23 protein-coding genes and 1 tRNA gene are annotated in these 25139 nt (G+C 52.9%); 14 read left to right on the forward strand and 10 right to left on the reverse strand.

The window, feature by feature from the left end; all coding sequences use genetic code 11:
- Positions 1–341 precede the first annotated feature (341 nt).
- Positions 342–1562, forward strand: a complete 1221-nt coding sequence (locus tag FCL49_RS22755) for a CynX/NimT family MFS transporter (protein WP_174355238.1) — start codon at positions 342–344, stop codon at positions 1560–1562.
- Here the strand turns inward: FCL49_RS22755 and FCL49_RS22760 are convergent.
- From FCL49_RS22760 to FCL49_RS22770, 3 genes are all read right to left on the reverse strand, one after another.
- A complete protein-coding gene (locus FCL49_RS22760) occupies positions 1552–1725 on the reverse strand; it encodes a hypothetical protein (RefSeq protein ID WP_174355239.1) in 174 nt (57 codons plus the stop codon). The genes FCL49_RS22755 and FCL49_RS22760 overlap by 11 nt on opposite strands.
- Before the next feature lie 11 nt (positions 1726–1736).
- On the reverse strand, positions 1737–1850 hold the full coding sequence (locus FCL49_RS24600; RefSeq protein ID WP_135317795.1) for a YmiA family putative membrane protein: 114 nt from the start codon (positions 1848–1850) through the stop codon (positions 1737–1739).
- A 402-nt stretch (positions 1851–2252) separates the two neighbouring features.
- Positions 2253–3905 carry a multidrug ABC transporter permease/ATP-binding protein gene (locus FCL49_RS22770; protein WP_174355240.1) on the reverse strand — a complete coding sequence of 551 codons (1653 nt, stop codon included), beginning with the start codon at positions 3903–3905 and terminating at the stop codon, positions 2253–2255.
- A 153-nt stretch (positions 3906–4058) separates the two neighbouring features.
- On the opposite strand from FCL49_RS22770, the gene FCL49_RS22775 reads away from it, so the two are divergent.
- From FCL49_RS22775 to FCL49_RS22790, 4 genes are all read left to right on the forward strand, one after another.
- Positions 4059–4979 (forward strand): LysR family transcriptional regulator, encoded by a 921-nt coding sequence (locus FCL49_RS22775; protein ID WP_174355241.1) that lies wholly within the window; start codon positions 4059–4061, stop codon positions 4977–4979.
- Positions 4980–5313: 334 nt separating this feature from the next.
- Complete coding sequence (locus FCL49_RS22780; RefSeq protein WP_174355242.1) at positions 5314–6894, forward strand: L-lactate permease; 1581 nt, start codon at positions 5314–5316, stop codon at positions 6892–6894.
- A 23-nt stretch (positions 6895–6917) separates the two neighbouring features.
- Positions 6918–8060: an FMN-dependent L-lactate dehydrogenase LldD gene (lldD, locus tag FCL49_RS22785; protein ID WP_174355243.1), complete on the forward strand. Its 1143-nt coding sequence runs from the start codon at positions 6918–6920 to the stop codon at positions 8058–8060.
- Positions 8061–8191: 131 nt separating this feature from the next.
- Complete coding sequence (locus tag FCL49_RS22790; RefSeq protein WP_174355244.1) at positions 8192–9112, forward strand: TIGR03571 family LLM class oxidoreductase; 921 nt, start codon at positions 8192–8194, stop codon at positions 9110–9112.
- 64 nt (positions 9113–9176) lie between these two features.
- Here the strand turns inward: FCL49_RS22790 and FCL49_RS22795 are convergent, their stop codons facing one another.
- Positions 9177–10127 (reverse strand): LysR family transcriptional regulator, encoded by a 951-nt coding sequence (locus tag FCL49_RS22795; protein WP_174355245.1) that lies wholly within the window; start codon positions 10125–10127, stop codon positions 9177–9179.
- Between the two features lie 140 nt (positions 10128–10267).
- Here FCL49_RS22795 and FCL49_RS22800 point away from each other — a divergent pair, with 140 nt between their 5' ends.
- Positions 10268–10657, forward strand: a complete 390-nt coding sequence (locus tag FCL49_RS22800; protein ID WP_174355246.1) for a tautomerase family protein — start codon at positions 10268–10270, stop codon at positions 10655–10657.
- A 45-nt stretch (positions 10658–10702) separates the two neighbouring features.
- On the opposite strand, the gene FCL49_RS22805 is transcribed toward FCL49_RS22800, so the two are convergent.
- Positions 10703–12469 carry an ABCB family ABC transporter ATP-binding protein/permease gene (locus FCL49_RS22805; protein ID WP_174355309.1) on the reverse strand — a complete coding sequence of 589 codons (1767 nt, stop codon included), beginning with the start codon at positions 12467–12469 and terminating at the stop codon, positions 10703–10705.
- Between the two features lie 212 nt (positions 12470–12681).
- On the opposite strand from FCL49_RS22805, the gene FCL49_RS22810 reads away from it, so the two are divergent.
- From FCL49_RS22810 to cspE, 4 genes are all read left to right on the forward strand, one after another.
- Entirely contained in the window at positions 12682–13251 is a 570-nt protein-coding gene (locus tag FCL49_RS22810; RefSeq protein WP_135317803.1) for an HdeD family acid-resistance protein, read from the forward strand.
- A 155-nt stretch (positions 13252–13406) separates the two neighbouring features.
- Positions 13407–14336 (forward strand): curved DNA-binding protein, encoded by a 930-nt coding sequence (gene cbpA, locus FCL49_RS22815; protein WP_174355247.1) that lies wholly within the window; start codon positions 13407–13409, stop codon positions 14334–14336.
- Positions 14329–14634 carry a chaperone modulator CbpM gene (gene cbpM / locus FCL49_RS22820; protein WP_174355248.1) on the forward strand — a complete coding sequence of 102 codons (306 nt, stop codon included), beginning with the start codon at positions 14329–14331 and terminating at the stop codon, positions 14632–14634. The genes cbpA and cbpM overlap by 8 nt, the downstream gene beginning before the upstream one ends.
- Before the next feature lie 1162 nt (positions 14635–15796).
- Positions 15797–16009 (forward strand): transcription antiterminator/RNA stability regulator CspE, encoded by a 213-nt coding sequence (cspE, locus tag FCL49_RS22825; RefSeq protein WP_012146565.1) that lies wholly within the window; start codon positions 15797–15799, stop codon positions 16007–16009.
- Between the two features lie 167 nt (positions 16010–16176).
- Here the strand turns inward: cspE and FCL49_RS22830 are convergent, their stop codons facing one another.
- Both FCL49_RS22830 and FCL49_RS22835 read right to left on the reverse strand, forming a co-directional pair.
- Complete coding sequence (locus tag FCL49_RS22830; RefSeq protein WP_135317806.1) at positions 16177–17517, reverse strand: anaerobic C4-dicarboxylate transporter; 1341 nt, start codon at positions 17515–17517, stop codon at positions 16177–16179.
- A gap of 253 nt (positions 17518–17770) precedes the next feature.
- Positions 17771–18712: an aromatic alcohol reductase gene (locus tag FCL49_RS22835; RefSeq protein ID WP_174355249.1), complete on the reverse strand. Its 942-nt coding sequence runs from the start codon at positions 18710–18712 to the stop codon at positions 17771–17773.
- 87 nt (positions 18713–18799) lie between these two features.
- Here FCL49_RS22835 and FCL49_RS22840 point away from each other — a divergent pair, with 87 nt between their 5' ends.
- On the forward strand, positions 18800–19237 hold the full coding sequence (locus FCL49_RS22840; RefSeq protein ID WP_174355250.1) for a winged helix-turn-helix transcriptional regulator: 438 nt from the start codon (positions 18800–18802) through the stop codon (positions 19235–19237).
- Positions 19238–19334: 97 nt separating this feature from the next.
- Here FCL49_RS22840 and FCL49_RS22845 read toward each other — a convergent pair whose 3' ends face one another.
- Entirely contained in the window at positions 19335–20276 is a 942-nt protein-coding gene (locus tag FCL49_RS22845) for an AraC family transcriptional regulator (RefSeq protein WP_174355251.1), read from the reverse strand.
- A gap of 161 nt (positions 20277–20437) precedes the next feature.
- On the opposite strand from FCL49_RS22845, the gene FCL49_RS22850 reads away from it, so the two are divergent.
- The 3 genes from FCL49_RS22850 (at position 20438) to FCL49_RS22860 (ending at position 23325) form a co-directional block, all read left to right on the forward strand.
- Positions 20438–21271, forward strand: coding sequence for an oxidoreductase (locus tag FCL49_RS22850; protein WP_174355252.1), 834 nt, complete (start codon positions 20438–20440; stop codon positions 21269–21271).
- Positions 21272–21448: 177 nt separating this feature from the next.
- Entirely contained in the window at positions 21449–22063 is a 615-nt protein-coding gene (locus FCL49_RS22855; RefSeq protein WP_254611135.1) for a 2OG-Fe dioxygenase family protein, read from the forward strand.
- Complete coding sequence (locus tag FCL49_RS22860; RefSeq protein WP_174355254.1) at positions 22060–23325, forward strand: cysteine desulfurase-like protein; 1266 nt, start codon at positions 22060–22062, stop codon at positions 23323–23325. The genes FCL49_RS22855 and FCL49_RS22860 overlap by 4 nt, the downstream gene beginning before the upstream one ends.
- Before the next feature lie 53 nt (positions 23326–23378).
- Here the strand turns inward: FCL49_RS22860 and FCL49_RS22865 are convergent.
- Both FCL49_RS22865 and lysS read right to left on the reverse strand, forming a co-directional pair.
- Positions 23379–23452 (reverse strand) — tRNA-Gly (locus FCL49_RS22865).
- Positions 23453–23620: 168 nt separating this feature from the next.
- Entirely contained in the window at positions 23621–25138 is a 1518-nt protein-coding gene (gene lysS / locus FCL49_RS22870; RefSeq protein ID WP_012146591.1) for a lysine--tRNA ligase, read from the reverse strand.
- Between the last annotated feature and the right edge of the window lies 1 nt (position 25139).

Here is a 25139-nt window from a genome sequence, read left to right on the forward strand (position 1 = left end):
GGCAGTGAAAGGCAAAGTGAAATATCAGGGCGGGCGCGGTTGCCGGGATGAGGCCCCCGAAGCGCAGCAGCAAACGAAAGCGGTGACTTTACGGGCCGGCTGGCCGACTTTTAGTTCATCAGGTGATCGGGATCACATAACAGCAATTATCCCCTCCCGGCATTGCGTCGCAGACGCCGAAATGGCGCGTTTGTCGCAAAACCTGCCCCTTGTCAGGTCAGGGGTTCTTCCCTACACTTGCGCGCAGATATCGGCCCCCTGCCGGTACGTAAGCGTTAACGTCAATCAACGCATCATGCCATGCAGTATTGATTGACTGCCTGCCCTGGTGCGAGGAACTGATGCCCCAATCTGCCTTATCCCCAACGTCTGCTCCCCTAAAACGCAGCCGTTTACGCCATCCATTATTACTGGTCACCGGCATTATGCTGGTCGCGGCCAACCTGCGCGCCGCGCTAACCAGCGTCGGGCCGTTACTGGAACAGATCCAGCAGCAGTTGTTGCTGTCCGCCACCTCGGCCGGTCTGCTTAACTCGCTGCCGTTGATCCTGTTTGCCGTGCTATCGCCGGTGACTCCCGGCCTGGCCAAACGCATGGGGATTGAACGCACGCTGGGTATGGCGCTGTTACTGCTGGTGATGGGTATCGCACTGCGTTCCCTGCCGCAACCCGGCATGTTATGGCTGGGCACTGTCTTGATAGGCGCAGCCATCGCCTTTGCCAACGTGGTATTACCAACGCTGGTGAAACGCGACTTTCCAGGTCGGGCCGCCGCGATGATTGCCGGTTACGCGGCGGTGATGTCACTGGTGGCCGCTACCGCCTCGGGTCTGGCAGTGCCGCTGGCGGCGTTGAATGGTCTCGGCTGGCGTTTTTCCCTGCTGTGCTGGAGCCTGCCTGCATTGCTGGCGTTGATGGTCTGGCTTCCGCAGTTGCGCCGCCCAGCCGCTTCAGCGAGCGCTGATGCCCCCGGAGTTCAGTCTGCGCCGTCCCGTTCCCCCTGGGGCAGTGCGCTCGGTTGGCAGGTGGCGCTGTTTATGGGCTTACAGTCCATCACCTTCTATACCATTATCGGCTGGTTTAGCGCCTTCGCCGCCAGTCATGGCACCTCGCCGCAGCAGGCGGGTTTTGAGCTGTTTATCTATCAGGTGGTGGCCATCGCCGCCAACTTTGTGATGGTGTTTATTCTGCCGCGCGCACGCGATCAGCGAGCTATTGCGCTGTGCAGTTCACTGCTGATTTTTACCGGCGTCGCCGGGCTGCTGCTGCTGCCGGCCTATTCTCTGATATGGTTGATTTTTGCCGGTCTGGGGGCGGGAAGTTCTTTGGTGCTGGCGCTGTCGTTCTTTGGCCTGCGTAGCAGCCATCATCACCAGGCCACCCAACTGTCAGGCATGGCACAATCGGTAGGCTATTTGCTGGCCGCGCTGGGGCCAACGCTGTTCGGTCTGTTACATGACCTGACTCAGGGCTGGCAGTTGCCACTGACCATTCTGCTGGGCCTGACGCTGCTGCAGATGCTGTTCGGCATATTGGCCGGGCGCAATCGGGTTATTCGTTAACGCCGGGGCGGGTAGCCGGTTTCGGTACGGGTTCCGTGGCATCGTCCTGCCAGAGATCGTTAATAAAATCCCGTTGTTGTTGGGTCAACTGCCATGAAGGGGGGATTTTGACCGGGCTGTCATCCCGGGCGCCCCCTTTCTTCTTTACGCGCTTTTCTTCCATCAATTTGTTTCCTAAACAAGCAGCCAATAAATCACGGCGGCGATGGCCAGCCAAAACACCCCGCAGCCGATAAATACGCACAGCCAAGCTTTACGTTTGATATCCGCGTCATCCTTGCTTATCACAGCCGCCTCATCTAATAGATTAAACTAATCAAAAACAAATTATTGATCTATTTAAACGATCAATAAAGGGGTTTCTTCCTATGGATATTTAAAAAATATCTGCTAGTCATGTACCTAAAGCCAGGTACACTGCAGAAAGACAGTAGGATTAGTCAGGTCATTGGCGCCAGATTTGGGATGGATTAATCAACAAGCAGCAGTGTGGCACAAACCGATAGATCAAAATTAAACCACTACTCAATAAATCAAAACACAATTAATCAACATTACTTAAGTTAAATTGGCAACAATTTAGGCTGGGGAGTGACACTGAAGCGCGGGGATATGCTGATTTTAGCGGATAGTGCCATATGAGGAGAATGAATCACCCAGCCCATTAGTACAGGCCGGGTGATATTAATATCAGTCAATCTGCGAAACAGAGTCCTTGCTGGCGCGTTCACGTTCACTGCCGGTCAACTCACTGAGTCGCCCGTCACGCATTTGCAGCAGCCGATCGGCATGTTCGAAGTAATGATCGTCATGGCTGATGGCAAATACCGTTTTGCCCAAAGCGCGTAACTGCGGTAGCAGCTCACGATAGAATATACGGCGAAATTGCGGGTCCTGATCCGCCGCCCATTCGTCCAATAGCAAAATATCCCGCTGTTCCGCCACCGCCAGTAACAGCGCCAGACGCTTGCGCTGCCCCTGCGACAACTGCGGATTGGTTACCCGCAGGCCATCGAATTGCAATTTGCTTTTCATGTTCAATCGGTTAAGCCAGCTTTCCACCAGTTCGGCGTCCGGCTGTGCGCCTTCAGGCCCCTGCAAATGGTGAAACGGATGAAAGTCGGTAAAAATGGCGGAAAACAAGCGGCGGTAGTCGGGCATATCAGCCGCAGTTTGCACAACGCCATCCAGCAAGATTTGTCCACTGACCGGCTGATATAACCCGGTCAACAACATTGCCAGCGTCGATTTGCCACTGCCGTTGCCGCCAATCAGGAAGACCAGTTCACCGCGTTGCAACCTCAGGTTGATCGGCCCAACGGCGAACCCCGCTTTTTGCTCCGTCGCACCATAGTGGAACATCACATCGCGCAGCTCCAGGGTTTGCCAGGCTTTGGCCGCCACCGCAGGAAACTCGGGTTGATAATCGGCAAGCCGCAGCGCTTTGACCTTGCCGAAGGCGACTTCGGCAGCAATCAGCGTAGGGAATGCCCCCACCGCCTGCAGCAACGGGGTACGCAGGAACAGCAACGTCAGGGAGTAAGTTGCCGCAACGGTGGTATTGGCCCAGCCCAGGCTATTGGCCATATAAAACACCAAACCAATCGCACCCAGCATCATGATATTCGACCAGTTCACCGCGCTGAGATGGTAGGTATCGGCGCGGATAATGTGCTGTCGATAATCTTCTGCATCCGGCTGGTAGGCCTGCCGGTACAGCGCTTTTGCACGATCGCGGTTCAATGCCAGCTCTTTGCGGCCGTCAATCGCAGACTGATAGTGTTCATAGAGGCGCTCTTCGGCCTCTCGCACGCTGGTCAAATGACGATATACCCGCGACACCAGGCACCCGCTGCCCAATACCGTCACCGCGACCCAAACGGCGGTGACCGCCAGCATCTGCGGAGATAGCCAGCCCAGATAGGCCGCCGACCCCAGCGTCAATATCACCCCTTGCACCAGCTCCGGCAGGCGAACAAAGGCAATGGTGATATTGCGTATATCACTGGCCAGGCTCGCCAACAGCGAGGCGCTGCCCAGTTGCTCTATCCGCTCAATATCGGTATCCAGGATCTGCTTCACCAATTGGCCACGCAAACGGAACACAAAATGGTGGCCGAGCGTGGTCAGCGCCAACTGCGAACCCAGCGTGACCGCCATCAGCAACGCCAGCAGCCCGAGGAACTCCGGCAATACGGCCAGAGGGTTGCCCGCCACCGTCATCAGCCGCAAATTTATAAAGGCGATGATGCCTATACCCAGCGCCGCACTGGCCATGGTCAACGCCATTACCGCCAGAAACGGCCAGCGATATTGGTGGTAGACCACCCGTAGCAACTCCATGAAGAACCCTTAACCTGAAATCTTGAGATGGCTGGCATTGTAAGCGGCCAAAAAGTGATATCAATAACAATTCTCATTTTGTCGCCGGCGTTGGCTTCCTGAACCTGAGGATTTACACTGGCGGTTACTCCGGGACGAGGAAAATACCCACCGATGTTGCCCACACATGAATATGCCAACGACCTGATCCTGTTCGCCCTGATTGTTGACTGCGGTTCTTTCAGCAAAGCCGCTGAAACCGCCGGTATCACCAGTTCGGTGGTCAGCAAGCGCATCGGCCGCCTGGAGAAATCCCTCGGCGCGCGCCTGCTGTACCGCACCACCCGCAGCCTGACGCTAACCGAAAACGGCCAAAGCCTGTATCGACAGGCCAAAGAAATCAGCGCAAAAACTCAGGAAGCCCTGAACGTCATCAGTGAAAACAGCGATGACCTGACCGGCGTGATCCGCATGTCGGTGCCGACCATTTCAGGCGAACTGCTGCTGAGTGAAAGCGTGGCGGAATTTTGTGCCCTTCATCCGAACCTGAAGGTGGAAATGCGGCTGGAGAACCGCTTCGTCGATTTGGTCAATGAAGGGATCGATCTGGCGATCCGTACCGGCACCCTGCCGGACTCCAGCCTGATTGCCCGTCCGATCCTGGATTCCCGCTGGGTGATCGTTTGTTCGCCCAGCTATCTGCAACAATATTCTGAACCGCAGTCAGCAGACGACCTGCTCAAGCATAACTGCCTGACCTATACCTATCAGGAAAGTGGCACCGACAACTGGCTGATGAAGCAGCCGGGCAGCAGCGAGATTTACGAACTGCAGGTTAATGGCAATCTGTCCGCCAATAACGCCCGGGCGATCCGCAAAGCGGTGATCGGCGGTTATGGCATTGCCATGGTGCCACGCTGCATGGTGTATGAGGATTTACAAGAAGGTGCCATGGTGGAAATTTTGCCCGGCCACTGCGGAAAAGTATTAGGTATTTACGCAGTCTACCCCTATACCCGCAATTTGCCGTTAAAAACCCGACTGCTGATCGAACATATCATCACGTCCTATAAAAATATCAGCCACTATTTTTGAAGTAGGTCACATAATTATTCTGCCCGGCTCGTGAGCGAGCCGACGGGATTACCCCACATTTGAATATAATCCATTGATAATTGTTGTGTAATCAATGTGATCCTACACATTCATCACACAATAACTTATTCTATCCATCTGATTTTTAATACAATAAAAACGCCTCCCTCGATAAAGAAAGGTTCCGAAAAGTCGCTATATCGCCCCACCTCTCCATTTTGGAAAATTGCAGAATAGAACATTAGCCAGCGTTGTGATTAGAATGAAAATGTTGCGGTAATTAACCTTTCGGCTACATACCTCCACAAATAACAATAATAACGCTGAGGCTTCTATGTCCCTACTTTTCAGTATTGCGCCCATCGTCCTGCTGATTTGGATGATGACCAAAAAACACGGTGTTCCCTCTTATATCGCGCTGCCCTTAACCGCCGCCGCCGTATATGCCGTACAGATGTTTTGGTTCGATAGTCTGCCACTGCTGCTGCACGCCAATATCATCACCGCACTGGTATCGGTTTTCACCCCGATAACCATCATTGCCGGTGCGATCTTGCTCAATAAACTGATGCAAATCAGCGGTGCGGAAAATGTGGTTCGCCGTTGGCTGGAAAATATCAGCCCCAACCCTGTAGCCCAGTTAATGATCATCGGCTGGGCATTTGCCTTTATGATTGAAGGTGCCAGCGGGTTTGGCACCCCAGCCGCCATTGCCGCGCCCATTCTGGTTGGGCTGGGCTTTAACCCCCTGCGCGTAGCGCTGCTGACGCTGGTCATGAACTCGGTTCCCGTCTCATTCGGTGCCGTCGGTACCCCTACCTGGTTCGGCTTTGCCAACTTGGGCTTGTCCGACGCCAGCCTGCTGGAAATTGGCCGTCAGACTGCGTTGATCCACTTTGTCGCCGGATTTGTTATTCCATTACTGGCACTGCGCTTTATCGTTTCCTGGCGTGAAATTCGCCTCAATCTGCCCTTTATTTTACTCAGCGTCTTAAGTTGTACGGTGCCTTATCTGTTGCTGGCGCAGGTTAATTATGAATTTCCGGCTCTGGTGGGCGGTGCCATTGGCCTGATGCTGTCGGTTCTGTTGGCGCGTACCGGCGTTGGCCTGACCCGCTGCGAAGGCAAAACCGATTCCCAACCGGTGGAATTCATTCAAGTAATAAAAGCAATGACGCCAACTCTGCTGCTGATTGCTATTTTGATAGTGACGCGTATTCACCAGTTGGGGATTAAGGCACTACTCAACAGCAGCACGCCTTTATGGCAGGGCAAGCTCAGCGGGTTGGGCGAGTTACGCGTCAGCAATGCCCTGATCGTTGAATTGCAGCAGGTGTTAGGCACTTCCGCCGCCGCCAGCTACAAAACACTGTATGTCCCTGCATTAATTCCTTTTTTATTGGTGGTATTGCTGTGCATTCCCCTGTTCCGACTGAACGGCAGGCAGGTAAAACAAATGTTCGCAGAAACCGGTGGGCGCATAGCCAAACCCTTTATCGCCCTGTTTGGTGCCCTGGTGATGGTCAATCTGATGATGCTGGGCGGCGACAAAGCTCCGGTGATCCTTATTGGCAAGACACTGGCCTCACTTACCGGAGAAAGCTGGCTGCTGTTCTCATCCTTCCTCGGCGCCCTGGGATCGTTCTTTTCAGGCTCCAATACCGTTTCCAATCTGACATTCGGCGGCATTCAGCATTCGATCGCCCTGAGCAGCGGGCTAAACGTCAACCTGACGCTGGCACTGCAGTCCGTTGGCGGTGCCATGGGTAACATGGTATGCCTGAACAATATTATCGCCGTTTGCTCAATTCTTGGGATCGGCAACGCCGAAGGAAAAATTATTAAAAAGACCGTATTACCCTTGCTGGTGTACGGGGGGATCGCCGCAGTGATGGCGCAGATCATGATTCTCTGAGCGTAAAGAAATAAGGTAAAAATATGATTATCTCCGCTTCCACCGATTACCGGGCCGCCGCAAAGGCTAAGCTCCCGCCTTTTCTGTTTCACTATATTGACGGCGGGGCCTACGCGGAGCATACGCTGCGGCGCAACACGGAAGACCTGGCGGGCATCGCGCTACGCCAGCGCATACTGCGCAATATGTCCGACCTCAGCCTGGAAACCAGCCTGTTCGGTGAAAAACTGGCAATGCCGGTGATCCTCGGCCCGGTCGGGTTGACCGGTATGTACGCTCGCCGCGGTGAAGTTCAGGCAGCCAAAGCCGCCGCGCAGAAAGGCATCCCTTTTACCCTGTCGACGGTCTCGGTATGCCCGATAGAAGAAGTGGCACCGGCAATCGATCGGCCAATGTGGTTCCAACTGTACGTATTGAAAGACCGGGGTTTTATGCGCAATGCGCTTGAACGCGCCAAAGCGGCCGGGGTGAAAACCCTGGTATTCACCGTCGATATGCCGGTGCCCGGTGCGCGTTACCGCGACGCCCACTCCGGCATGAGTGGCCCCAATGCCGCCGCACGCCGCATACTGCAGGCTATGACCCATCCGCAATGGGCCTGGGACGTTGGGCTGTGTGGTAAGCCGCACGATCTGGGTAATGTTTCGGCCTATCGCGGCAAACCCACCAGTCTGGAAGACTATATCGGCTGGCTGGGTGCCAACTTCGATCCCTCTATTTCGTGGAAGGATCTGGACTGGATCCGCGAGTTCTGGCAAGGCCCAATGATCATCAAAGGCATTTTGGATCCCGAAGACGCCAAGGATGCGGTGCGCTTTGGTGCCGACGGTATTGTGGTTTCCAACCACGGCGGCCGCCAATTGGATGGCGTGTTGTCCACTGCCCATGCGCTGCCGGCGATTGCCGAGGCGGTAAAAGGCGATATTACCCTGCTGGCGGACTCCGGCATTCGCAACGGGCTGGACGTGGTGCGCATGATTGCTCTGGGTGCCGACGGCGTACTGCTGGGCCGCGCCTTTGCCTATGCGCTGGCCGCCGCCGGGCAGGCCGGTGTCGCCAACCTGCTCGAGCTGATCGATAAAGAAATGCGCGTTGCCATGACGCTGATCGGCGCGAAAACCATTGCGGACATCAGCGCCGACTCGCTGGTCCAGGGGTTGCGTTAATCGTATTCCCTATATAACTAATGCTGAAATAGCAATTATAAATTGCCATTGGTGTTATTTATTGCAATTAATCGGCATGCAAGAATTAGGCTCATCAATCATAGGGGTAAATCCCCTTAATGGAGTCAATGATGAGCATCAGCAAACTTATGCAGGATCCGCTTTCTATCGGGGTTGAACTCCCTCTGGATAATGACTGGTCCACCGGCGGTGAGCTGAAACGTCAACGCGATCATCGCCCTTTCGGCGTACCTGATATGACCCAGCACGCCGCGTTGATCAAACAGGCCGATGAACTGGGATTTCGCGCCGCCTGGGTGCGTGATGTACCGCTGTATGACCCTGGCTTTGGCGATGCCGCTCAGGTATTTGAGATCTTCACCTACCTGGGCTATCTCTCCAGCCTGACACAAAACATTCTGCTGGGCACTGCCGCCGTGGTACTGCCGTTGCGCCAGCCGTGGTTGGTGAGAAAGGCAGCGGCAACGGTACAGGTATTGAGCCAGGATCGCCTGTTGCTCGGCATTGCCAGTGGCGATCGTCCGACGGAATACCCGCTGTTTGGTGAGGATTATGCCAGTCGTGGCGAGACTTTCAGGAAAGGCGTAGAGATCCTGAAGGGGGCGGTCGACGGCCAGCTCCAGCCTGGACAAAAACTGCTGCCGGAGCGGCCAACGCCACCGCTACTGGTCGCCGGTCTCGCGCAACAATCGCCACAATGGGTGGGCGCTAATATGGACGGCTGGTTGTCGTACCCAGGCACGCCTGCCGATCATATTTCCCGCGTGAAGCTGTGGCGACAGGTAGCTGGAGAAAAGCCTTATATCAGTTTTATTCACTTGGACCTGACTGATGATGCCAATGCACCGATCCGGCGTCACCACTTTGGGATTAAAACCGGACGTAACGGCTTGATTCAGGAGTTGAACGCCATGCAGGCCGCCGGCGTAAACCACATTGGGTTGCACTTTCGCCGCAACCAGCGCCCACTGGATGAAACTCTCAGTGAGATCGGCCAGTTTGTGCTGCCGGAGTTTCATCAACCGCAATAATGGTTTTTTCTAACCCTGCAACAGCCTCTTCACCGGGGCTGTTTACCGCTGCGTTACTCTAATCTCAACGCCCTGTGGGCGAAAAGCCCTCGGCAAAGGCACCGCGCAGATAACGGCTGAATTCCGCCACGACCCGCGAGACCTGGGGCGCGTAAGGGCGTACCACATACAGACTGTCAGCAAAGGCATCGATCGGCCGCCAGGACGGTAATACCTCGATCAATCTGCCGTCCGCCAATGCCTGCTGCGCGCTAAAGTCTGGCAACAGGGCAATGCCCAAGCCTTCCGCTGCCGCATCGCGTATCGATTCGCTGTTATTGGTGGCAAACGGGCCGCTGACCGGTACCCGAATCTTTTCTGTCTTGCCCTGCGCTGCCTGTTTGGCGACAAAGCTCCAGCTCGGGGGTTCACTGCTGCGGGGATAATAAAGACACTGATGCCGTTGCAGATCCGCCGGCGAAACCGGCATGCCTTGCCGTTGCACGTAGTCCGCCGACGCCACCGCCAGGGTGGCGGTTGGGCAAAGTCGCCAGGCAACGTGGGTATCGGGCAGGTGGTCACTGTGGCGGATCGCCAAATCGAACCCTTCGCCGGTTAACGACACCAGCCGATCGGACACCTCAAGCTGTACCCGCACCTCTGGGTTGGCACGCAAAAAACCGGTAATACGCGGCACCAACTGCTGGCGGGCAAATGCCACCGGGGCCGTCACCCGTACCGAGCCACGCAGCGGCCCGGTCGAATCGCAAATGCCGGAAAAGCTCTGCTTTATCTGCGCGAAAGGCTGGCGCAGTTCTTCCACCAACCGCAGCCCGGCATCGGTCAGCCTGACGCTGCGAGTCGTGCGCTGTACCAGAGGCACCCCGGCCAGCGTTTCAATCTCTTTGATTTTTTGACTCATCGCCGCTTTGCTGACATCCAACCGTTCCGCCGCACGGGTAAAACTCCCCTGCTCAGCCAACACGGTAAGCCAGTGCAAATGGGTCCACAGGGTTTCTACATTTGGGTTTTTCATCGTCGACTGTTCATTTTTATAAACAATGAGTTCAAGTATAGCGCTTCTTCCCCTGTCGGCGCTTAGCTAAGATAGGTTCTCCAGGGCGAAGATAACTCGCTGCCTTATATCGAGATTAACCCACTGACAGGATTATAAAAATGCCATTACTTATCTTTGAAGTCATTGAGGGCCGCAGCGAAGCCGAACTGAAAACCCTGCTCGATGCCGCCCACCGTGCGGTGCTCAGCGCCTTCGATGTGCCACCACGTGACCGCTACCAGATTGTTCATGAAAACAAAGCTCATCATATGGTGATTGAAGACACCGGCCTGAACCTGACGCGCACCCGCGATTTGGTGGTGGTGAGGGTGATTACCAGCCCGCGACCCGAGCAACAGAAACAGCGGTTTTATGCCGATCTCAGCCGTGAGCTGAAGGAGAGTTGTGGGATTGAAGGCAGTGACCTGATGGTGTCTGTCACCACTAACGACAAAGGTGACTGGAGTTTCGCCAACGGCGTGGCGCAGTATCTGACCGGCGATCTTTAACCGGCGATCCCCCAGGCGTTATCTACCGCCTGGGGTTAAACGCCCTCAGGGCTGCTGCTCATCGTTATATTGGTTTTGCCACATCGCGGCATAGCGGCCGTTGGCTGCCAGCAAGGCTTCATGCCGTCCACGCTCAACGATTTCACCGGCCTCCAGCACGATAATTTCATCGGCATCCACCACCGTCGATAAACGGTGCGCAATCACCAGCGTGGTGTGGTCGCGGCTCACTTCACGCAAATGCGACTGGATTTCGCGTTCGGTCTGGGTATCCAATGCACTTGTCGCTTCGTCAAACACCAAAATCGCCGGGTTTTTCAGGATGGTGCGGGCAATCGCCACCCGTTGCTTTTCGCCGCCGGACAACTTAAGCCCACGCTCCCCCACCCGGGTTTGATAGCCGTCGGGCAGGCTGACGATAAACTCATGGATATGCGCCAACCTGGCGGCCCGCTCGATCTCTTCCTGGCTCGAGCCGGTTTTACCGTAGCCAATGTTGTAGCCCAACGTATCGTTAAACAATACGGTGTCTTGCGGCACGATGCCGATCGCCGCGCGCAGGCTGGCCTGTTTCAGGCTGCGGATATCCTGGCCGTCAATCGAGACCGAGCCACCGCTCACGTCATAGAAACGAAACAGCAGCCGGGACAGCGTGGACTTGCCCGCCCCCGAAGCACCGACCACCGCGACCGTGTTACCGGCCGGAATCGTGAAGCTGACGTTTTTCAGGATCGGCCTGCGCGCATCATAGCCAAAGCTGACCGAGTCGAAACTCACCTCGCCGGCAGTCAGCTGCAGCGCCTTCGCATCCGGCCGATCGACGATCTCCTGCTCTTCCTGCAACAAATCGAACATGTTTTCCATATCGATCAGCGCCTGTCTGACTTCGGCATAAATAAAGCCAAAGAAATTCAGCGGCTGATAGAGTTGCAGCAGGTAAGCATTCACCAATACAAAGTCACCAATCGTCATGCGCCCTTGCACAATGCCCTGCGCCGCCATCGCCATCATCACAATCAGGCCGATGGAAATAATGGCCGTTTGCCCAAGGTTCAGGGCGGTAAAACTGAACTGGTTCTTGATGGCAGCATATTCATACAAGCGGCGCGACATATTGAAACGCTCGGCCTCGAAGTCTTCGTTACCGAAGTATTTTACCGTTTCATAATTAAGCAGGCTGTCGATAGATTTAGTGTTGGCATCGGCATTCGCCTGATTCAGCTCGCGCCGAAAACGGCTACGCCAACTGACCGCCATCACGGTAAACAGGATATAACAGCCGACCGTCGCCAAAATGGCCAGCGCAAACCAGCCGCTTAACAGATGCCACATGATCACCGCAACCAGGGTGATTTCGAACAGGATCGGGAAAATGGAGAACAGCAACCGCGATAGCACGGTTGCCACCGCCTGAGTGCCGCGTTCAATCGATAACGATAACCCGCCTGTTTGGCGCTCCAGATGAAAACGCAGGCTCAACGCGTGCAACTGCCTGAAAACCCGCAGCCCCAGTAATCGGGTTGCATTCTGGCTGACATGCACAAACATCACGTTGCGTAATTCTTCAAATAACGCCCCGCCGATACGGGCAACGCCATAGGCCAGAATCAACCCCAGGGGAATGGCCAGCATTTTGGCGGTTTCGCCACTCAGGGCGTCGATCATCGCTTTGTATGCCAGCGGCACCAGCGTGATACTGACCTTGGAAATCACCATGAAAGCAAAGGCGATAACCAGGTAATAACGCAGTTTGGGGTTATCTTTAGGCCAAAGATAAGGCAGCAGGAATTTCAGCAAACGGGAAGGAGCCATCATCGGATATCTATTATCTCGCTCAGCATAGCGGCATCGGTTTTATCTCTATTCTGGCACGTATGCCATGAAAAACCTTACCTAATCCACCTGGACGGCTCTTTTTGGTACGGGAAGAAATACACCGCAGCCATACATCATCCTCAAGGTGGCGTGTTCCACTATACTCAGTGGTGAACAGTACAGGACATTCACAACAAGGGAGTTACATCATGCTTAATATGAATCATCTTCATTCGCTGAACATCGACGAACAGAGCCTAAAGAAACAACGCACCCCGCTGTTAATCATCTCGCTACTGCTGTTATTGGGCGGCCTTTTCTGCCTATTCAGCCCCTTTGCCTCCGGCGCGGCAATCAGTATGGTTGTGGGGATTTTCTTGTTGCTGAGCGGATTCGGGCTGATTTTCGCCATGGTTGCCAACCGACTGCAAAATACCTGGCCGATGATCGGCGGCATTCTGCTCGGGGTGGCTTACCTTATTATCGGCTACGTCTTTATCACCCACCCGGCAGTGGGCATTTTCGCCATGGCGATTTATCTCGCTGCCCTGTTTGCGCTGGGCGGGATTGTCCGGCTGATTGCCGGCTATAAGCTGCGTGAAGTTAAAGGCAGCTGGTTGCAACTGGTGATTGGCGTTTTGGATCTGGCGATTGCCTGGCTGCTGCTTAGCGCCGATCCCGCGACGTCGGTGGTGTTGGTCACCACCATTGTCGGCATTGAAATGCTGTTCAGTTCTTTCAGCCTGTTCCAGGTTGCCCGACTATTGAAACGGGCGTGATACCGCTGCGGAGCCGCTCGGCTCCGCTTTTTGGTTGCCAAACCGCCTGATTACATCGGTACGTCAACGACAAACGGCCCGACTAAGAGTAAAGTTTCACCCAATACAGGTTCAACTATCCCCCTGATGAAAGATTGAAGTGAGATGATAACGCTATGGAATTCAAGGACTACTACGCCATTTTAGGGGTTAAACCAGCGGACGATCTCAAGGCAATCAAAACTGCCTATCGCCGACTGGCACGAAAGTATCACCCCGACGTCAGCACCGAATCGAATGCCGAGGAACAGTTCAAACTGGTCGCCGAAGCCTATGAAGTGCTGAAAGACGACGAACGCCGCGCCGAATACGATCAACTGCGGGAGCACCGTAACGATCCCAATTTTGGCCGCCAGACACAGCATGGCAGTGCCCATAACGCCGAAGATTTTTCCGATATTTTCTCCTCCATGTTTGGCGAACATGCCCGTGCTCAGCAACATCGTCAGCGGCGTCAGGGCATGCGCGGCCAGGATGTTGAAATGGAAGTGGCTATCTTCCTGGAAGAAACCCAGGCCGAGCAAACCCGTACCATTCGCTATAGCCTGCCGGTGTATAACGCTTTCGGCATGGTGGAGCAGGAAATCCCTAAAACCCTTAATGTGAAAATCCCCGCCGGCGTTGGCGATGGTGAGCGCATTCGTCTGAAAGGCCAGGGCGGACCAGGAACTGACGGTGGCGCCAGCGGCGATCTCTATCTGATCATCCGCATTGCTCCGCATCCACTGTTCGACATCGTCGGACACAATCTGGAGATCGTGCTGCCCGTCGCCCCATGGGAAGCGGCGCTCGGTGCCAAAGTACCGGTACCCACTCTGAAAGACAGTATCCTGTTGACCATTCCTGCCGGTAGCCAAACCGGGCAGCGCTTGCGCATCAAGGGAAAAGGCCTGGTCGGCAAAAAAGAAACCGGGGATTTGTATGCCGTGATCAAAGTCATGATGCCACCGAAGCCGGACGAAAAAAGCGCCGCGCTGTGGCAACAGTTGGCAGAAGCCCAGCAGACCTTCGATCCGCGCAAAGAGTGGAGTAAGCAAAATGGCTAACGTAAAAGTAACTTTCACCATTACCGAGTTTTGCCTGCACACCGGCGTTTCACAGGATGAGCTAACGGAAATTGTCGGGCTCGGTGTGATTCAACCACGCGATCCCGCAACTGAAGAGTGGATCTTTGACGATCGTGCATTAATCACCTTCCATCGCGCTGAGCAGTTGCACCGCGAGCTGGCTCTGGATTGGCCCGGTATTGCGGTAACGCTGACGCTGCTGGAAGAGATTGAACATCTGCGTAAAGAAAACAGCCAATTGCATCAACGGCTCGCCCGCTTCATCGCTAAGCCCTGATAGGGTTAAAACCCGCCCGTTGCTTCGGCGGCGGGCTATGTCAGGGACTGCCTTTCTCTGTTGCCCCAGCTATAATTTTGTTTTCCTTAATTAATAAAAAAATAAGTTTCACCCTGCCCTGAGCGAACAAATTTTGAGCACAATAAATTCCCCCGAGACTCCAGATTCCGGGCTAAAAATAAGCGTTAGATGATGCTTAGTCGATGATTATTATGAATACTGTTAATAAAGACATGTCATTAAAAACATGTTATTAAAAACAGTATTGACACCCCTTAAAAAACCAGTAGATTAGTAATCATCAACAGCGTAATAATAGCTTGTTGATAATGGTAAAAGTATTAAAGGTAAGTTGTTACAGTTATTTTTGCGATAAAGGCCACGAAGTATTTTTTGTATGGGCATCAGTATCGAGATAAGCAACATTCTCTATTGATGACGCTTTCAGGCCATGTAGTCAGTACCTACAATCGCAGGGTGTGTACCAACACGCGATGATGTAAGGCCATGTTCTAATTGTTTTTTGTTTGCGATTTTTCAGTTTAGTGCAACAGATCGCAATAGAGGTGAGGCCACGCATCAAAGAGTCTATATCGCGAGGGGAGATGTACCTGGTTAAGCCATCAATCTTTGAATATCTATTAAGATTGATGATAAACGTAAACTGGTAAATATAGGGGAGGTTTTAGTTCGCCCAATATTATCTGCGATAAACCTGTACATTTAACGATAGAAGCTTAGTAGTAACAAATCAGTAAGTTCATTAATGTTAAATTTGAAGTCGATAGTACCTTAAAAGCCCTGGCAACCATTGTCAGGGCTTTTATCTTTTATGCATCAGCCACATGACGATAAAAAGATGCCCACCACCCAGCCTGAGCCCTGTCATTATCCCTCATGCGGTGCCAAGGCAATATTGGCCTGCCAATGACATTAAAAAAATTAATCCTTGCTTAATAAATCAAACCAGGCCTACTATGGCGGCATCGGTTTGGAACACAGACCTTATGAAAGCAGTTTTAGTAAAGCAGTTCTCAGTTCAAGCGTTATCTCTAGATACCCTTCTTCATGAGCCTCCTCCTAAGTGCCCCATAAGTAAAAATCTGCAAAACAGGCCATGTTCGCCACGTTGAGTGGCTCAAAAAATGAAAAGGATATATCTATGTCTAACAAAATGACTGGTTTAGTAAAATGGTTTAACGCTGACAAAGGCTTCGGCTTTATCACTCCACAAGATGGCAGCAAAGATGTTTTCGTACATTTCTCCGCCATCCAGAGCAGCGATTTTAAAACCCTGGATGAAGGTCAGAAAGTAGAGTTCTCAATTGAGAACGGCGCTAAAGGCCCATCTGCTGTTAATGTTATCGCGCTTTAATCGCCGATAATCTCACTAAGACTTACGATAGCGATGAAGGCACCAGCCTGAGCAGTTAAGCATTAGTGATAAAAAAACCCGCTTTGAGCGGTTTTTTTGCATTTCACATCCAAGAAAAAGAGCGATTCATCAACAAACAGCATTATCCAGCGCTGTGCCCCACCCCGTTACAAGAAGCCGTATGCCGCCGCCAGCACCCAACCCATCACGCAGGATACGGAAACCCCGATCAAACCCACCATGATGAAGCTGTGGTTAATGACGAACCGCCCGATGTTGGTTGTTCCAGAGCGATCGAACTGAATGGCCGCCAAATCGCTTGGGTAGGTAGGTAATATATAGTAGCCATAGCAGGCAGGGGCAGAGGCCACGATATAGGCTGGGTCAACACCGATAGCCAACGCGACAGGTACGATTGCTGCAAGTGCAGCGGCCTGGGAGTTAACAAACTTGGAAACCAGCAGCAAAATGATAGCGTAGGCCCAGGGATACTCTTTCACCAAAGTTCCCAGTACAGACTTTATCTCTTCCAGATGCGCGCCAAACATGGTTTCGGCCATCCAGGCAATGCCGTAAACCGCCACTATGGCAATCATTCCGGAACGGAAAACTTCGTTTTTAGAGATATTGGCCGGATTCGTTTTGGTCGCGATAATAATTACTGCACCTGCACACAGCATAAACATCTGGATAACCAATACCATGGAAAGTGGTTTTCCATTAATTAATGGCCGCAGTTCAGAAAAAGCGCCCAATAGCGCAACAATGGCTATGGTAGCCAAAAAAATCCACATGGCTACCCAGTTGCTGGTAGGCAATTTCTTATCCAGTAAGGTTGCCGTGTCGCCATAAACGTATTTATAGTTTTCCGGGTCTGAAATGAAGCTCTGGAACTTTTCATCCTTATCCAGATCCTTACCCCGGAACCAACTGAAGATACCGATAGCAAGAATGCCGCACAGGGTTGAGGGAATAGTAATGGCCAGCAAATCGAGAAACTCGAGGTGTTTACCATTGAAGGTAAAATTACCCAGCATGGCGACCAGCGATACCACCGCGACGGATACCGGGCTGGCTATAATGCCCATCTGTGCCCCGATAGAACTGGCCGCCATCGGCCTTTCCGGACGAATGTTATTCTTGATCGCCACATCATAAATAATCGGCAAGATGGTGTATACCACGTGGCCGGTACCGCAAAGAATGGTCAGGATGCAGGTCACGAAAGGAGCAACGATGGAGACATATTTAGGATTGCGGCGCAGCATACGCTCGGCAATCTGCAGCATCACGTCAAGCCCACCTGATGCCTGCAGCGTCGCGGATGCGGCCACCACGGCGATGATAACCAGCATGACATCCACCGGCGGTTTTCCGGGGGGTAAATGAAAAACGAAAACCAGGATGATTAATCCAATACCGCCGAGCAGCCCCAGTGCAATTCCACCTTTTCTGGCCCCATAAAATAGACAGATAAGTATGACAATAAGTTGAATGGTAAATAACATGCTAACCTCATTATTATTGTTAAGAAGCTTAATAATTAACTTCTTTTCATTTTCATTGAGGGATAGCGATCACAGATAGATGGTTTTTTTAGTTAAAAAAAGGCCAGATAATCAAGTGGAAATCAGTTTGTTTAAATACGGTTATTATTATGTTTGTTTTGTAAAAAAATGGAAATTAATTATCATCAATCTCGGTAAATAAATATAGCTGTAAATTTCCCTTAAGACTGCCGACAATGCCGGCAGTGATTAATTAAACTTCGGAGCAATGTTGTTTCAGCCATCCGCGAACATCCGTCACCTCAATACCCTGCCGAGCATTGTAGGTTTTCGCTTTATCCCAGGAAACACCATCAGCACGGGCAAACGCCAGTCGGTAGGCCGCGGTGAGACTTTCAGGCTTTGCAGTCACAGCATCCTGCAAAGCCTGATGATCCTCGACCACCAGCGTATAAGGACATCGGTCATGCTCACCAAGCAGTTCAGCCAACTGACGGTAAGTAATGCTGTCCCCTGCGATATAAATAATTTCATTGTCGATCAGTGGCCGCTGGAAGAAAATCTTCGCCGTCAGCTGACCAATATCTTCGGGCGTGGTCAGGGTGACCGAATAGTCAGCAATACCCGGTGCATTAACCCTGTAGAGTTCCCGCTCAACCACCCCAAAGCCAGGGTCGAAAAGATAGCTGGTGAACATTCCGGTCGATACGATGACCCAATTTGTCCTCTGCTGCGCACGTAGCAGACTCCGCACGGCAAGCTGTTCATCCCATACCGGTTGACCGCTTCCCATGCCGATACGATCGTAATCAACGCCAAACTGCCAGGGGAAATAACGGGCGACTCCGGCTAACAGAACCGCACGAGTAATTTTAAGCTGTGTTCCTTTACCGCCGACAAATCCACTACAGTTTATGACGGCATCATACCTGGCAAAAACCGTTGCCAGTTCTTGCTCCGATTGTAGGCTAAAATCGGCGGTAACGATATCAATCCCCCATGCCTCGAGCTGCCTTCGACGCAACAGGTTTTCCTGCGAGCTATTGCCAGGTGATAATGGCCGCAGCAGTACCGTCAATTCGACATCAGGCCGCCGTTCTTTCTCCTTCACAAATCCGTTCAACATGGCCATGCCAAGCTCGCCGGCCCCCAGAATCAGAATATTAGATATTTGACGACTATTTGAGATGCTCATACTCTCTCCTGCTGTATTGGTCGACCTATCCTGTCAGCCTGATAACAGGGGATCAATCAGGTACACCGTTGATACTGCGAGGATGAAATGAAACTCAACGACGAACAAAAAACAAAATTTGCCGCGATATGCAGTGCGCTCAGCGATGAAGATGACAGCTTAAAACGTGAAGTGCTGGCGCATACCGGCAATCGTTGGTCTCTGAGTATCATCTATACGCTGGGCACCCATGGGCCTTTACGTCATGCGGAACTCGGCCGGGCGCTATCCGGTGTCACACAGCGCATGCTGACAAGAACGCTGCGCCATTTGGAGCGTGACGGATTGATTACTCGTCACGACTACCAACAAAAATACCCGCATCCTCACGTTGAATATCAATTAACCCCAATCGGTGAGGGCGTGCTGATTAATATGCTGCCAATGTGGGAATGGGTCCTGTCAAACATGCCTGAGATCCGGGATTCCCGTAGCAAATTTATGGCTGGGGCTATGGATGATCAAGGTGGACAGACAGCGCTATAATTAGGAGTTACACCTAAAAACCTCCAAATGGTTTTGGATCCTGTTGATCGCCATCATCGGTGCTCTGGTCGTCATTTCGTGAAGCGCAGGCTCCGGGTCAGTGAGAGGAAATAAAATCTGAAGGGGTCACTGGCGCAGGTAGCGAAAAGTTGTGCCTCATACGTTCAACTTCATTAAGCGGTGTTAGCCCGAACAGGCGTTTAAACTCACGACTAAACTGAGAAACGCTTTCATACCCCACCCGCACACAGGCCGCCGAGGCGGAAAGATTATTTCGCAGCATCAGTAATCTGGCCTGATGTAGTCGCGTAGACTTCAAATATTGCATCGGCGAAGTGTTGGTCACGGTTTTGAAATGGCTATGGAATGTTGGCAGGCTCATGCCCGCCTCTTTCGCCAGCGCATTCACATCCAGATGCGAATCATATTCGGCGTGCAATTTTCGCAGCGCTTTCGCCACTTTGCCAAACTGACCCTGGGTGGTCAGCGCATTTCGCAACATCTGCCCCTGCGCCCCGGTCATTACGCGGTAATAGATTTCCCGCATCATCGCCGGCCCCAATATCTCGGCATCCAGCGGTGAAGCCATGACCTGCAGAAAACGTAAAACCGAACGGCTGATAGCGTCATCCATCGGGCTGGAGACCATACTTCGTGGAGGCTCGCTGAGCGTCGGACCGCGATCGTCGAGTTGCAACATCAGCTCCGCCGCCAAACTGAAATCCAGCCGCATATAAATCGCCAGCATCGGCTCGGCAGCGCTGGCATCCGTTTCCATGGTAAAGGGCACCGGCACCGAGACCATCAGATAATGCTGCGCATCATACAAATAGACATCACTTCCTAAAAAACCACGTTTTCGCCCCTGCACCACAATGACGATCCCCGGTTCATATAAAACCGGCGTGCGCATCAGCGGACGGTTGGAACGTAAAAAGCGCACGTCCGCCAGAGCCGTAAGATTGTAGCCTTCACACGGGGTTAACCGATCCAAAAGCTCAGCCATCTGGCCGCTAATCGTCGGAGGGGGAATGGTCATAAGCACCTGCCAAAAGAGGCTGAAAGTGAACGAAGTGTGACACTCAGCGTCAGAGCCGTCCAGACAACTCAGAGGAATAGGCAAACATCAGAGAGGATCCGGGCTACGGATTTTATCCTGTCCCCCCTATTCTGCTTCTCCACATTACAGAGGAGAGTGTCATGAATCATTCAAAATTATTTTTCATCACCGGGGTCAGCAGCGGTTTAGGCCGTGCGTTGGCCGAAGAAGCGCTGAAAGCAGGACACCGCGTGGTGGGAACATTACGCAACCAGCAGGCCAAAGATGAATTCGAAGCCCTGGCACCGGGCCGCAGCTTTGGCCGCATTCTCGATGTCACTCATTTCGCTGCGATTGCCCCTCTGGTCAATACCGTAGAACAGGAACTGGGAGCCGTTGACGTACTGGTCAATAATGCCGGTTATGGCCACGAAGGGACTATGGAGGAGTCGCCGTTAACTGATGCTATCCACCAGTTTGAGGTCAACGTGTTCGGTGCGGTAGCCGTAATTAAAGCCTTCCTGCCTTATTTTCGGGCGCGTCGGGCCGGCCATATTCTCAATGTGACCTCCATGGGCGGCTTCATTACCCTGCCGGGGATCAGCTACTATTGCGGCAGCAAATTTGCCTTGCAGGGTATTTCCGAAACGCTGACCAAAGAGCTAAAGCCCTTTAATATTGCAGTCACCGCCATTCAGCCCGGAGCTTTCCGAACCGACTGGGCAGGACGTTCGATGGTACGATCAGCGCGTAGCATCAGCGATTACGATCAGAGCTTCGGGCCCATCCGTGAAACACGCGAAAAATACAGCGGCAATCAACCGGGCAATCCGATGAAGGCAGCCCAAGCCATCCTGCAACTCATCAATACCCCTGAGCCACCGGCATTACTGCTGCTGGGCAGCGATGCCCTGATGTATGTCAGAGAAAAACTGCACCAAATGAACAGCGATATCGATGCCTGGGAAACTGTCAGCCGTTCAACCGATGGCTAATACTGCCTGCGTTCATTCTTGTTTACAGCAACATATAGCTTGAAGGTAGTCGGCGCTGGCTAAAAATTGCGTTGGCAATAGTGTCGACTACAATTCAATCGAAATACCTCCCTACAAAGTCAGTCTTGATTCATATTTGAGGTGATTATGTTACATAAACACGAAAACGTAATAAGTATGACTGCACTTAGCCACCAGGCCACCCAACAATTAATGCCGTCATTTTCTGGATTGCCCCATACCCAGCATGCCGACGGCAAGTACCGCTTACGTCGCTATTCGGTCGTCAAACATCTCGATGGTCATGTGGTTGAGATTGGCCCGCGCAATTTCGTTCAGTCGGATGAAATCAACCACTTTCAGGGCAATGTGGTGCGCCATTTCGAGCCGATTGACGAAGCCGTATTGCAAAGCGCCGGCATGGAAGAAATGTGCAATCTGTTTGCTGAAAGCAATGATTTACCTGAAGGAACGGAAATAGAAATCCATCAGATGCGCGTTGTCGCTATTGATAATGAAACGCAGGTAGCGCCGGAAGGGATCCATCAGGATGGTTTTGATCATATCGCGATGATTGGTATCCATCGGCAAAATATTGTCGGCGGCGAGATCATGTTATATGCCGATAATCACCAGCCTCCGTTCTTTAAAAAAGTGTTGGCGGACGGTGAAGCCGTTTTGCTGGCGGACAGTAAGCTATGGCATAACGCCACGCCGATCAGCTCCGTTGTCCCGGAACAAGAGGGGCATCTTGATCTGTTTGTCCTGACCGCGCGGGGAGAAAAAGCATGACATTTACTCCCGAACTCGCCCGCGCCCAGTTTAGTGCGCTGACCCAGCGCTATGATGACAAACCCGTTATCTTTTTCGATGGGCCTGGCGGTTCTCAGGTTTCGCAAGGCGTGCTGGAGAAAATGACCCACTATCTGGGGAAATATAACGCCAATCTGGGCGGACATTATTTTTCCAGCCATAAAACAACCGAGGTGATGAGTAATGCGAGGGAATCGGTACGCACTTTCTTGAATGCGCCCTCGCCCGATAATATCGTTTTTGGCATGAACATGACCTCGCTGACGTTCCACCTCAGCCGCATTATTAGTCGTGATTGGCAAGCCGGGGACGAGATCATCGTTACCGAGCTGGATCACTACGCCAATGTCTCCAGCTGGCAGCAGGCGGCCAATGACAAACAGGTCACCGTGCATCAAATCCCCCTGCAACTATCGGATTGTTCTTTGGATACCGCCCGGCTGTGCGAAAAGATTACCGCCAAAACTCGCCTGGTCGCCGTCAGCTATGCGTCTAATGTTACGGGCAGCATTGCCGATATTAAAGCCATCACCGAAGCCGCCCACAGGGTCGGCGCACAGGTTTACGTCGATGCAGTGCATTATGCCCCGCACAACCTGATCGATGTGCAAGCGCTGGGTTGCGACTTTCTGGTGTGTTCTGCCTATAAGTTCTTTGGCCCGCATATCGGCATGGCCTATATCGCGCCGCAATGGCTGCAACGGCTGCAGCCCTATAAAGTCGAGCCAGCCACCGACATTGGCCCAGGCCGTTTTGAGACCGGCACCCAAAGCTTCGAAGGGTTGGCCGGTGTCACGGCGGCGATTGACTACCTGGCGCAATGGGGCACGCCAGGCGCTCCTTTAAGGCAGCGTTTGCAGGAAAGTTTTGCCAGCTATCACCGCCATGAAGAGAATCTGTGTCGGTATTTTTTGCAACGCTTACAGCAAATCGACGGCGTGCAGCTCTACGGTACTCCGCAGGCAGACATTCACCGTCGCACTCCGACTTTTGCCCTGACCTTCAGCAACCATGCGCCTGAGGAGATCGCCCGTCGACTTGGCCAGCACAATATCTGCGCCGGCAGCGGACACTTCTATGCACTGGGGTTAATTCGACGTTTGAACCTGCAAGACAGCGGCGGCGTGCTGCGCATCGGGATGATGCATTACAATACTCAGCAGGAAATTGACATGCTGTTTGAGGTGCTCGCCAGCGAACTGACTTTAGCTCGGAAACAAGCGGCAATAGGGCAAATTTAATACGTCGGTAATGGGACAGGGATGTCGGTAATCAGCAGGGAATATGGCGGAAATGGAGCGGGTGAAGGGAATCGAACCCTCGTATGCAGCTTGGGAAGCTGCCGTTCTACCATTGAACTACACCCGCATCGGTGTGCGGCTGTCATTATAACCGGTTATCCTCGGCGGGCAAGCGGAGATAACGCGTAACTGCTGATGTTTTAAGCAGTTAGCGGTAATAGGCTCTATCCTCGCTCATCAGACGAAAAAAAACCGGCACAGATACCTGCGCCGGTTGATATTCATTACTGCGAAGTTATTTCTGTGGGCGCATTGCCGGGAACAGGATCACGTCGCGAATAGTGTGGCTGTTGGTGAACAGCATCACCATACGGTCGATACCGATGCCCAGACCTGCGGTTGGTGGCAGGCCGTGCTCCAACGCGGTAACGTAGTCTTCGTCGTAGAACATCGCTTCGTCATCACCTGCGTCTTTCGCATTAGCCTGGTCAGCAAAACGCTGCGCCTGGTCTTCTGCGTCATTCAGCTCGGAGAAGCCGTTGCCGATTTCACGGCCGCCGATGAAGAACTCGAAACGGTCAGTGATTTCCGGGTTAACGTCGTTACGGCGCGCCAGAGGCGAAACTTCTGCCGGGTATTCAGTGATGAAGGTCGGCTGAATCAGATGGCTCTCCGCCACTTCTTCGAAGATCTCGGTCACTACGCGGCCCAGACCCCAGCTCTTCTCAACCTTGATGCCGATGGATTCAGCGATAGCCACCGCTTTACCCATATCAGCCAGGTCAGCCAGATCGGTTTCCGGACGGTATTTCTTGATCGCCTCGGTCATGGTCAGCTTCACGAACGGCTTGCCGAAGTCGAACACTTCATCACCGTACTGCACCTGAGTATTGCCCAACACGTTCTGGGTCAGGGTGCGGAACAGCGACTCGGTCAGTTCGATCAGATCTTTGTAATCCGCGTAAGCCATATAGAGTTCCATCATGGTGAACTCTGGGTTATGACGCGGAGAAACGCCTTCGTTGCGGAAGTTACGGTTGATTTCGAACACTCGCTCGAAGCCGCCTACCACCAGACGCTTCAGGTACAGCTCTGGGGCAATACGCAGGTACATATCGATGTCCAGCGCATTGTGGTGAGTCACGAATGGACGAGCAGAAGCCCCGCCCGGGATCACCTGCATCATAGGGGTTTCGACTTCCATGAAGCCGCGTTCCACCATGAAGTTACGCATTGCCGCCATGATCTGAGAACGCACCTGGAAGGTCTTGCGCGACTCGTCGTTGGCAATCAGATCCAGGTAGCGCTGACGATAACGGGTTTCCTGATCGGCCAGGCCGTGGAACTTGTCCGGCAGCGGGCGCAGTGCCTTGGTCAGCAGGCGCAGTTCGGTGCAGTGGATGGACAGTTCACCGGTCTTGGTTTTGAACAGCTTGCCGCGTGCGCCAAGGATGTCACCCAGGTCCCACTTCTTGAATTCTTCGTTGTAAACGCCTTCCGCCAGATCGTCGCGGGCGACGTATAACTGGATGCGGCCACCAACGTCCTGCAGCGTGACAAAGGATGCCTTGCCCATGATACGGCGGGTCATCATACGGCCGGCAACGGTGACTTCTACACCCAGTGCTTCCAGCTCTTCGTTGTCTTTATCGCCGTACGCAGCGTGCAGCTTGTCGGACGTGGTGTCGCGACGGAAATCATTCGGGAACGCAATGCCGTTCTCGCGCAGCGCAGCCAGTTTTTCACGGCGTGACTGCAACTCGTTATTGAGATCCAGCGCCTGTTCGGCGCCTTGTGGTTGTTGCTCAGACATT

The organism is Serratia proteamaculans (assembly GCF_013337185.1).
Classification (GTDB): Bacteria; Pseudomonadota; Gammaproteobacteria; order Enterobacterales; family Enterobacteriaceae; genus Serratia; species Serratia proteamaculans_D.

What these genes read in the sequence shown, in the direction of transcription:
- FCL49_RS22755 (WP_174355238.1), top strand. Translation starts at nt 342, where the DNA reads ATGCCCCAATCTGCCTTATCCCCAACGTCTGCTCCCCTAAAACGCAGC.
- FCL49_RS22760 (WP_174355239.1), bottom strand. Translation starts at nt 1,725, where the DNA reads ATGGAAGAAAAGCGCGTAAAGAAGAAAGGGGGCGCCCGGGATGACAGC.
- FCL49_RS22770 (WP_174355240.1), bottom strand. Translation starts at nt 3,905, where the DNA reads ATGGAGTTGCTACGGGTGGTCTACCACCAATATCGCTGGCCGTTTCTG.
- FCL49_RS22775 (WP_174355241.1), top strand. Translation starts at nt 4,059, where the DNA reads ATGTTGCCCACACATGAATATGCCAACGACCTGATCCTGTTCGCCCTG.
- FCL49_RS22780 (WP_174355242.1), top strand. Translation starts at nt 5,314, where the DNA reads ATGTCCCTACTTTTCAGTATTGCGCCCATCGTCCTGCTGATTTGGATG.
- lldD (WP_174355243.1), top strand. Translation starts at nt 6,918, where the DNA reads ATGATTATCTCCGCTTCCACCGATTACCGGGCCGCCGCAAAGGCTAAG.
- FCL49_RS22790 (WP_174355244.1), top strand. Translation starts at nt 8,192, where the DNA reads ATGAGCATCAGCAAACTTATGCAGGATCCGCTTTCTATCGGGGTTGAA.
- FCL49_RS22795 (WP_174355245.1), bottom strand. Translation starts at nt 10,127, where the DNA reads ATGAAAAACCCAAATGTAGAAACCCTGTGGACCCATTTGCACTGGCTT.
- FCL49_RS22800 (WP_174355246.1), top strand. Translation starts at nt 10,268, where the DNA reads ATGCCATTACTTATCTTTGAAGTCATTGAGGGCCGCAGCGAAGCCGAA.
- FCL49_RS22805 (WP_174355309.1), bottom strand. Translation starts at nt 12,469, where the DNA reads ATGGCTCCTTCCCGTTTGCTGAAATTCCTGCTGCCTTATCTTTGGCCT.
- FCL49_RS22810 (WP_135317803.1), top strand. Translation starts at nt 12,682, where the DNA reads ATGCTTAATATGAATCATCTTCATTCGCTGAACATCGACGAACAGAGC.
- cbpA (WP_174355247.1), top strand. Translation starts at nt 13,407, where the DNA reads ATGGAATTCAAGGACTACTACGCCATTTTAGGGGTTAAACCAGCGGAC.
- cbpM (WP_174355248.1), top strand. Translation starts at nt 14,329, where the DNA reads ATGGCTAACGTAAAAGTAACTTTCACCATTACCGAGTTTTGCCTGCAC.
- cspE (WP_012146565.1), top strand. Translation starts at nt 15,797, where the DNA reads ATGTCTAACAAAATGACTGGTTTAGTAAAATGGTTTAACGCTGACAAA.
- FCL49_RS22830 (WP_135317806.1), bottom strand. Translation starts at nt 17,517, where the DNA reads ATGTTATTTACCATTCAACTTATTGTCATACTTATCTGTCTATTTTAT.
- FCL49_RS22835 (WP_174355249.1), bottom strand. Translation starts at nt 18,712, where the DNA reads ATGAGCATCTCAAATAGTCGTCAAATATCTAATATTCTGATTCTGGGG.
- FCL49_RS22840 (WP_174355250.1), top strand. Translation starts at nt 18,800, where the DNA reads ATGAAACTCAACGACGAACAAAAAACAAAATTTGCCGCGATATGCAGT.
- FCL49_RS22845 (WP_174355251.1), bottom strand. Translation starts at nt 20,276, where the DNA reads ATGACCATTCCCCCTCCGACGATTAGCGGCCAGATGGCTGAGCTTTTG.
- FCL49_RS22850 (WP_174355252.1), top strand. Translation starts at nt 20,438, where the DNA reads ATGAATCATTCAAAATTATTTTTCATCACCGGGGTCAGCAGCGGTTTA.
- FCL49_RS22855 (WP_254611135.1), top strand. Translation starts at nt 21,449, where the DNA reads ATGACTGCACTTAGCCACCAGGCCACCCAACAATTAATGCCGTCATTT.
- FCL49_RS22860 (WP_174355254.1), top strand. Translation starts at nt 22,060, where the DNA reads ATGACATTTACTCCCGAACTCGCCCGCGCCCAGTTTAGTGCGCTGACC.
- lysS (WP_012146591.1), bottom strand. Translation starts at nt 25,138, where the DNA reads ATGTCTGAGCAACAACCACAAGGCGCCGAACAGGCGCTGGATCTCAAT.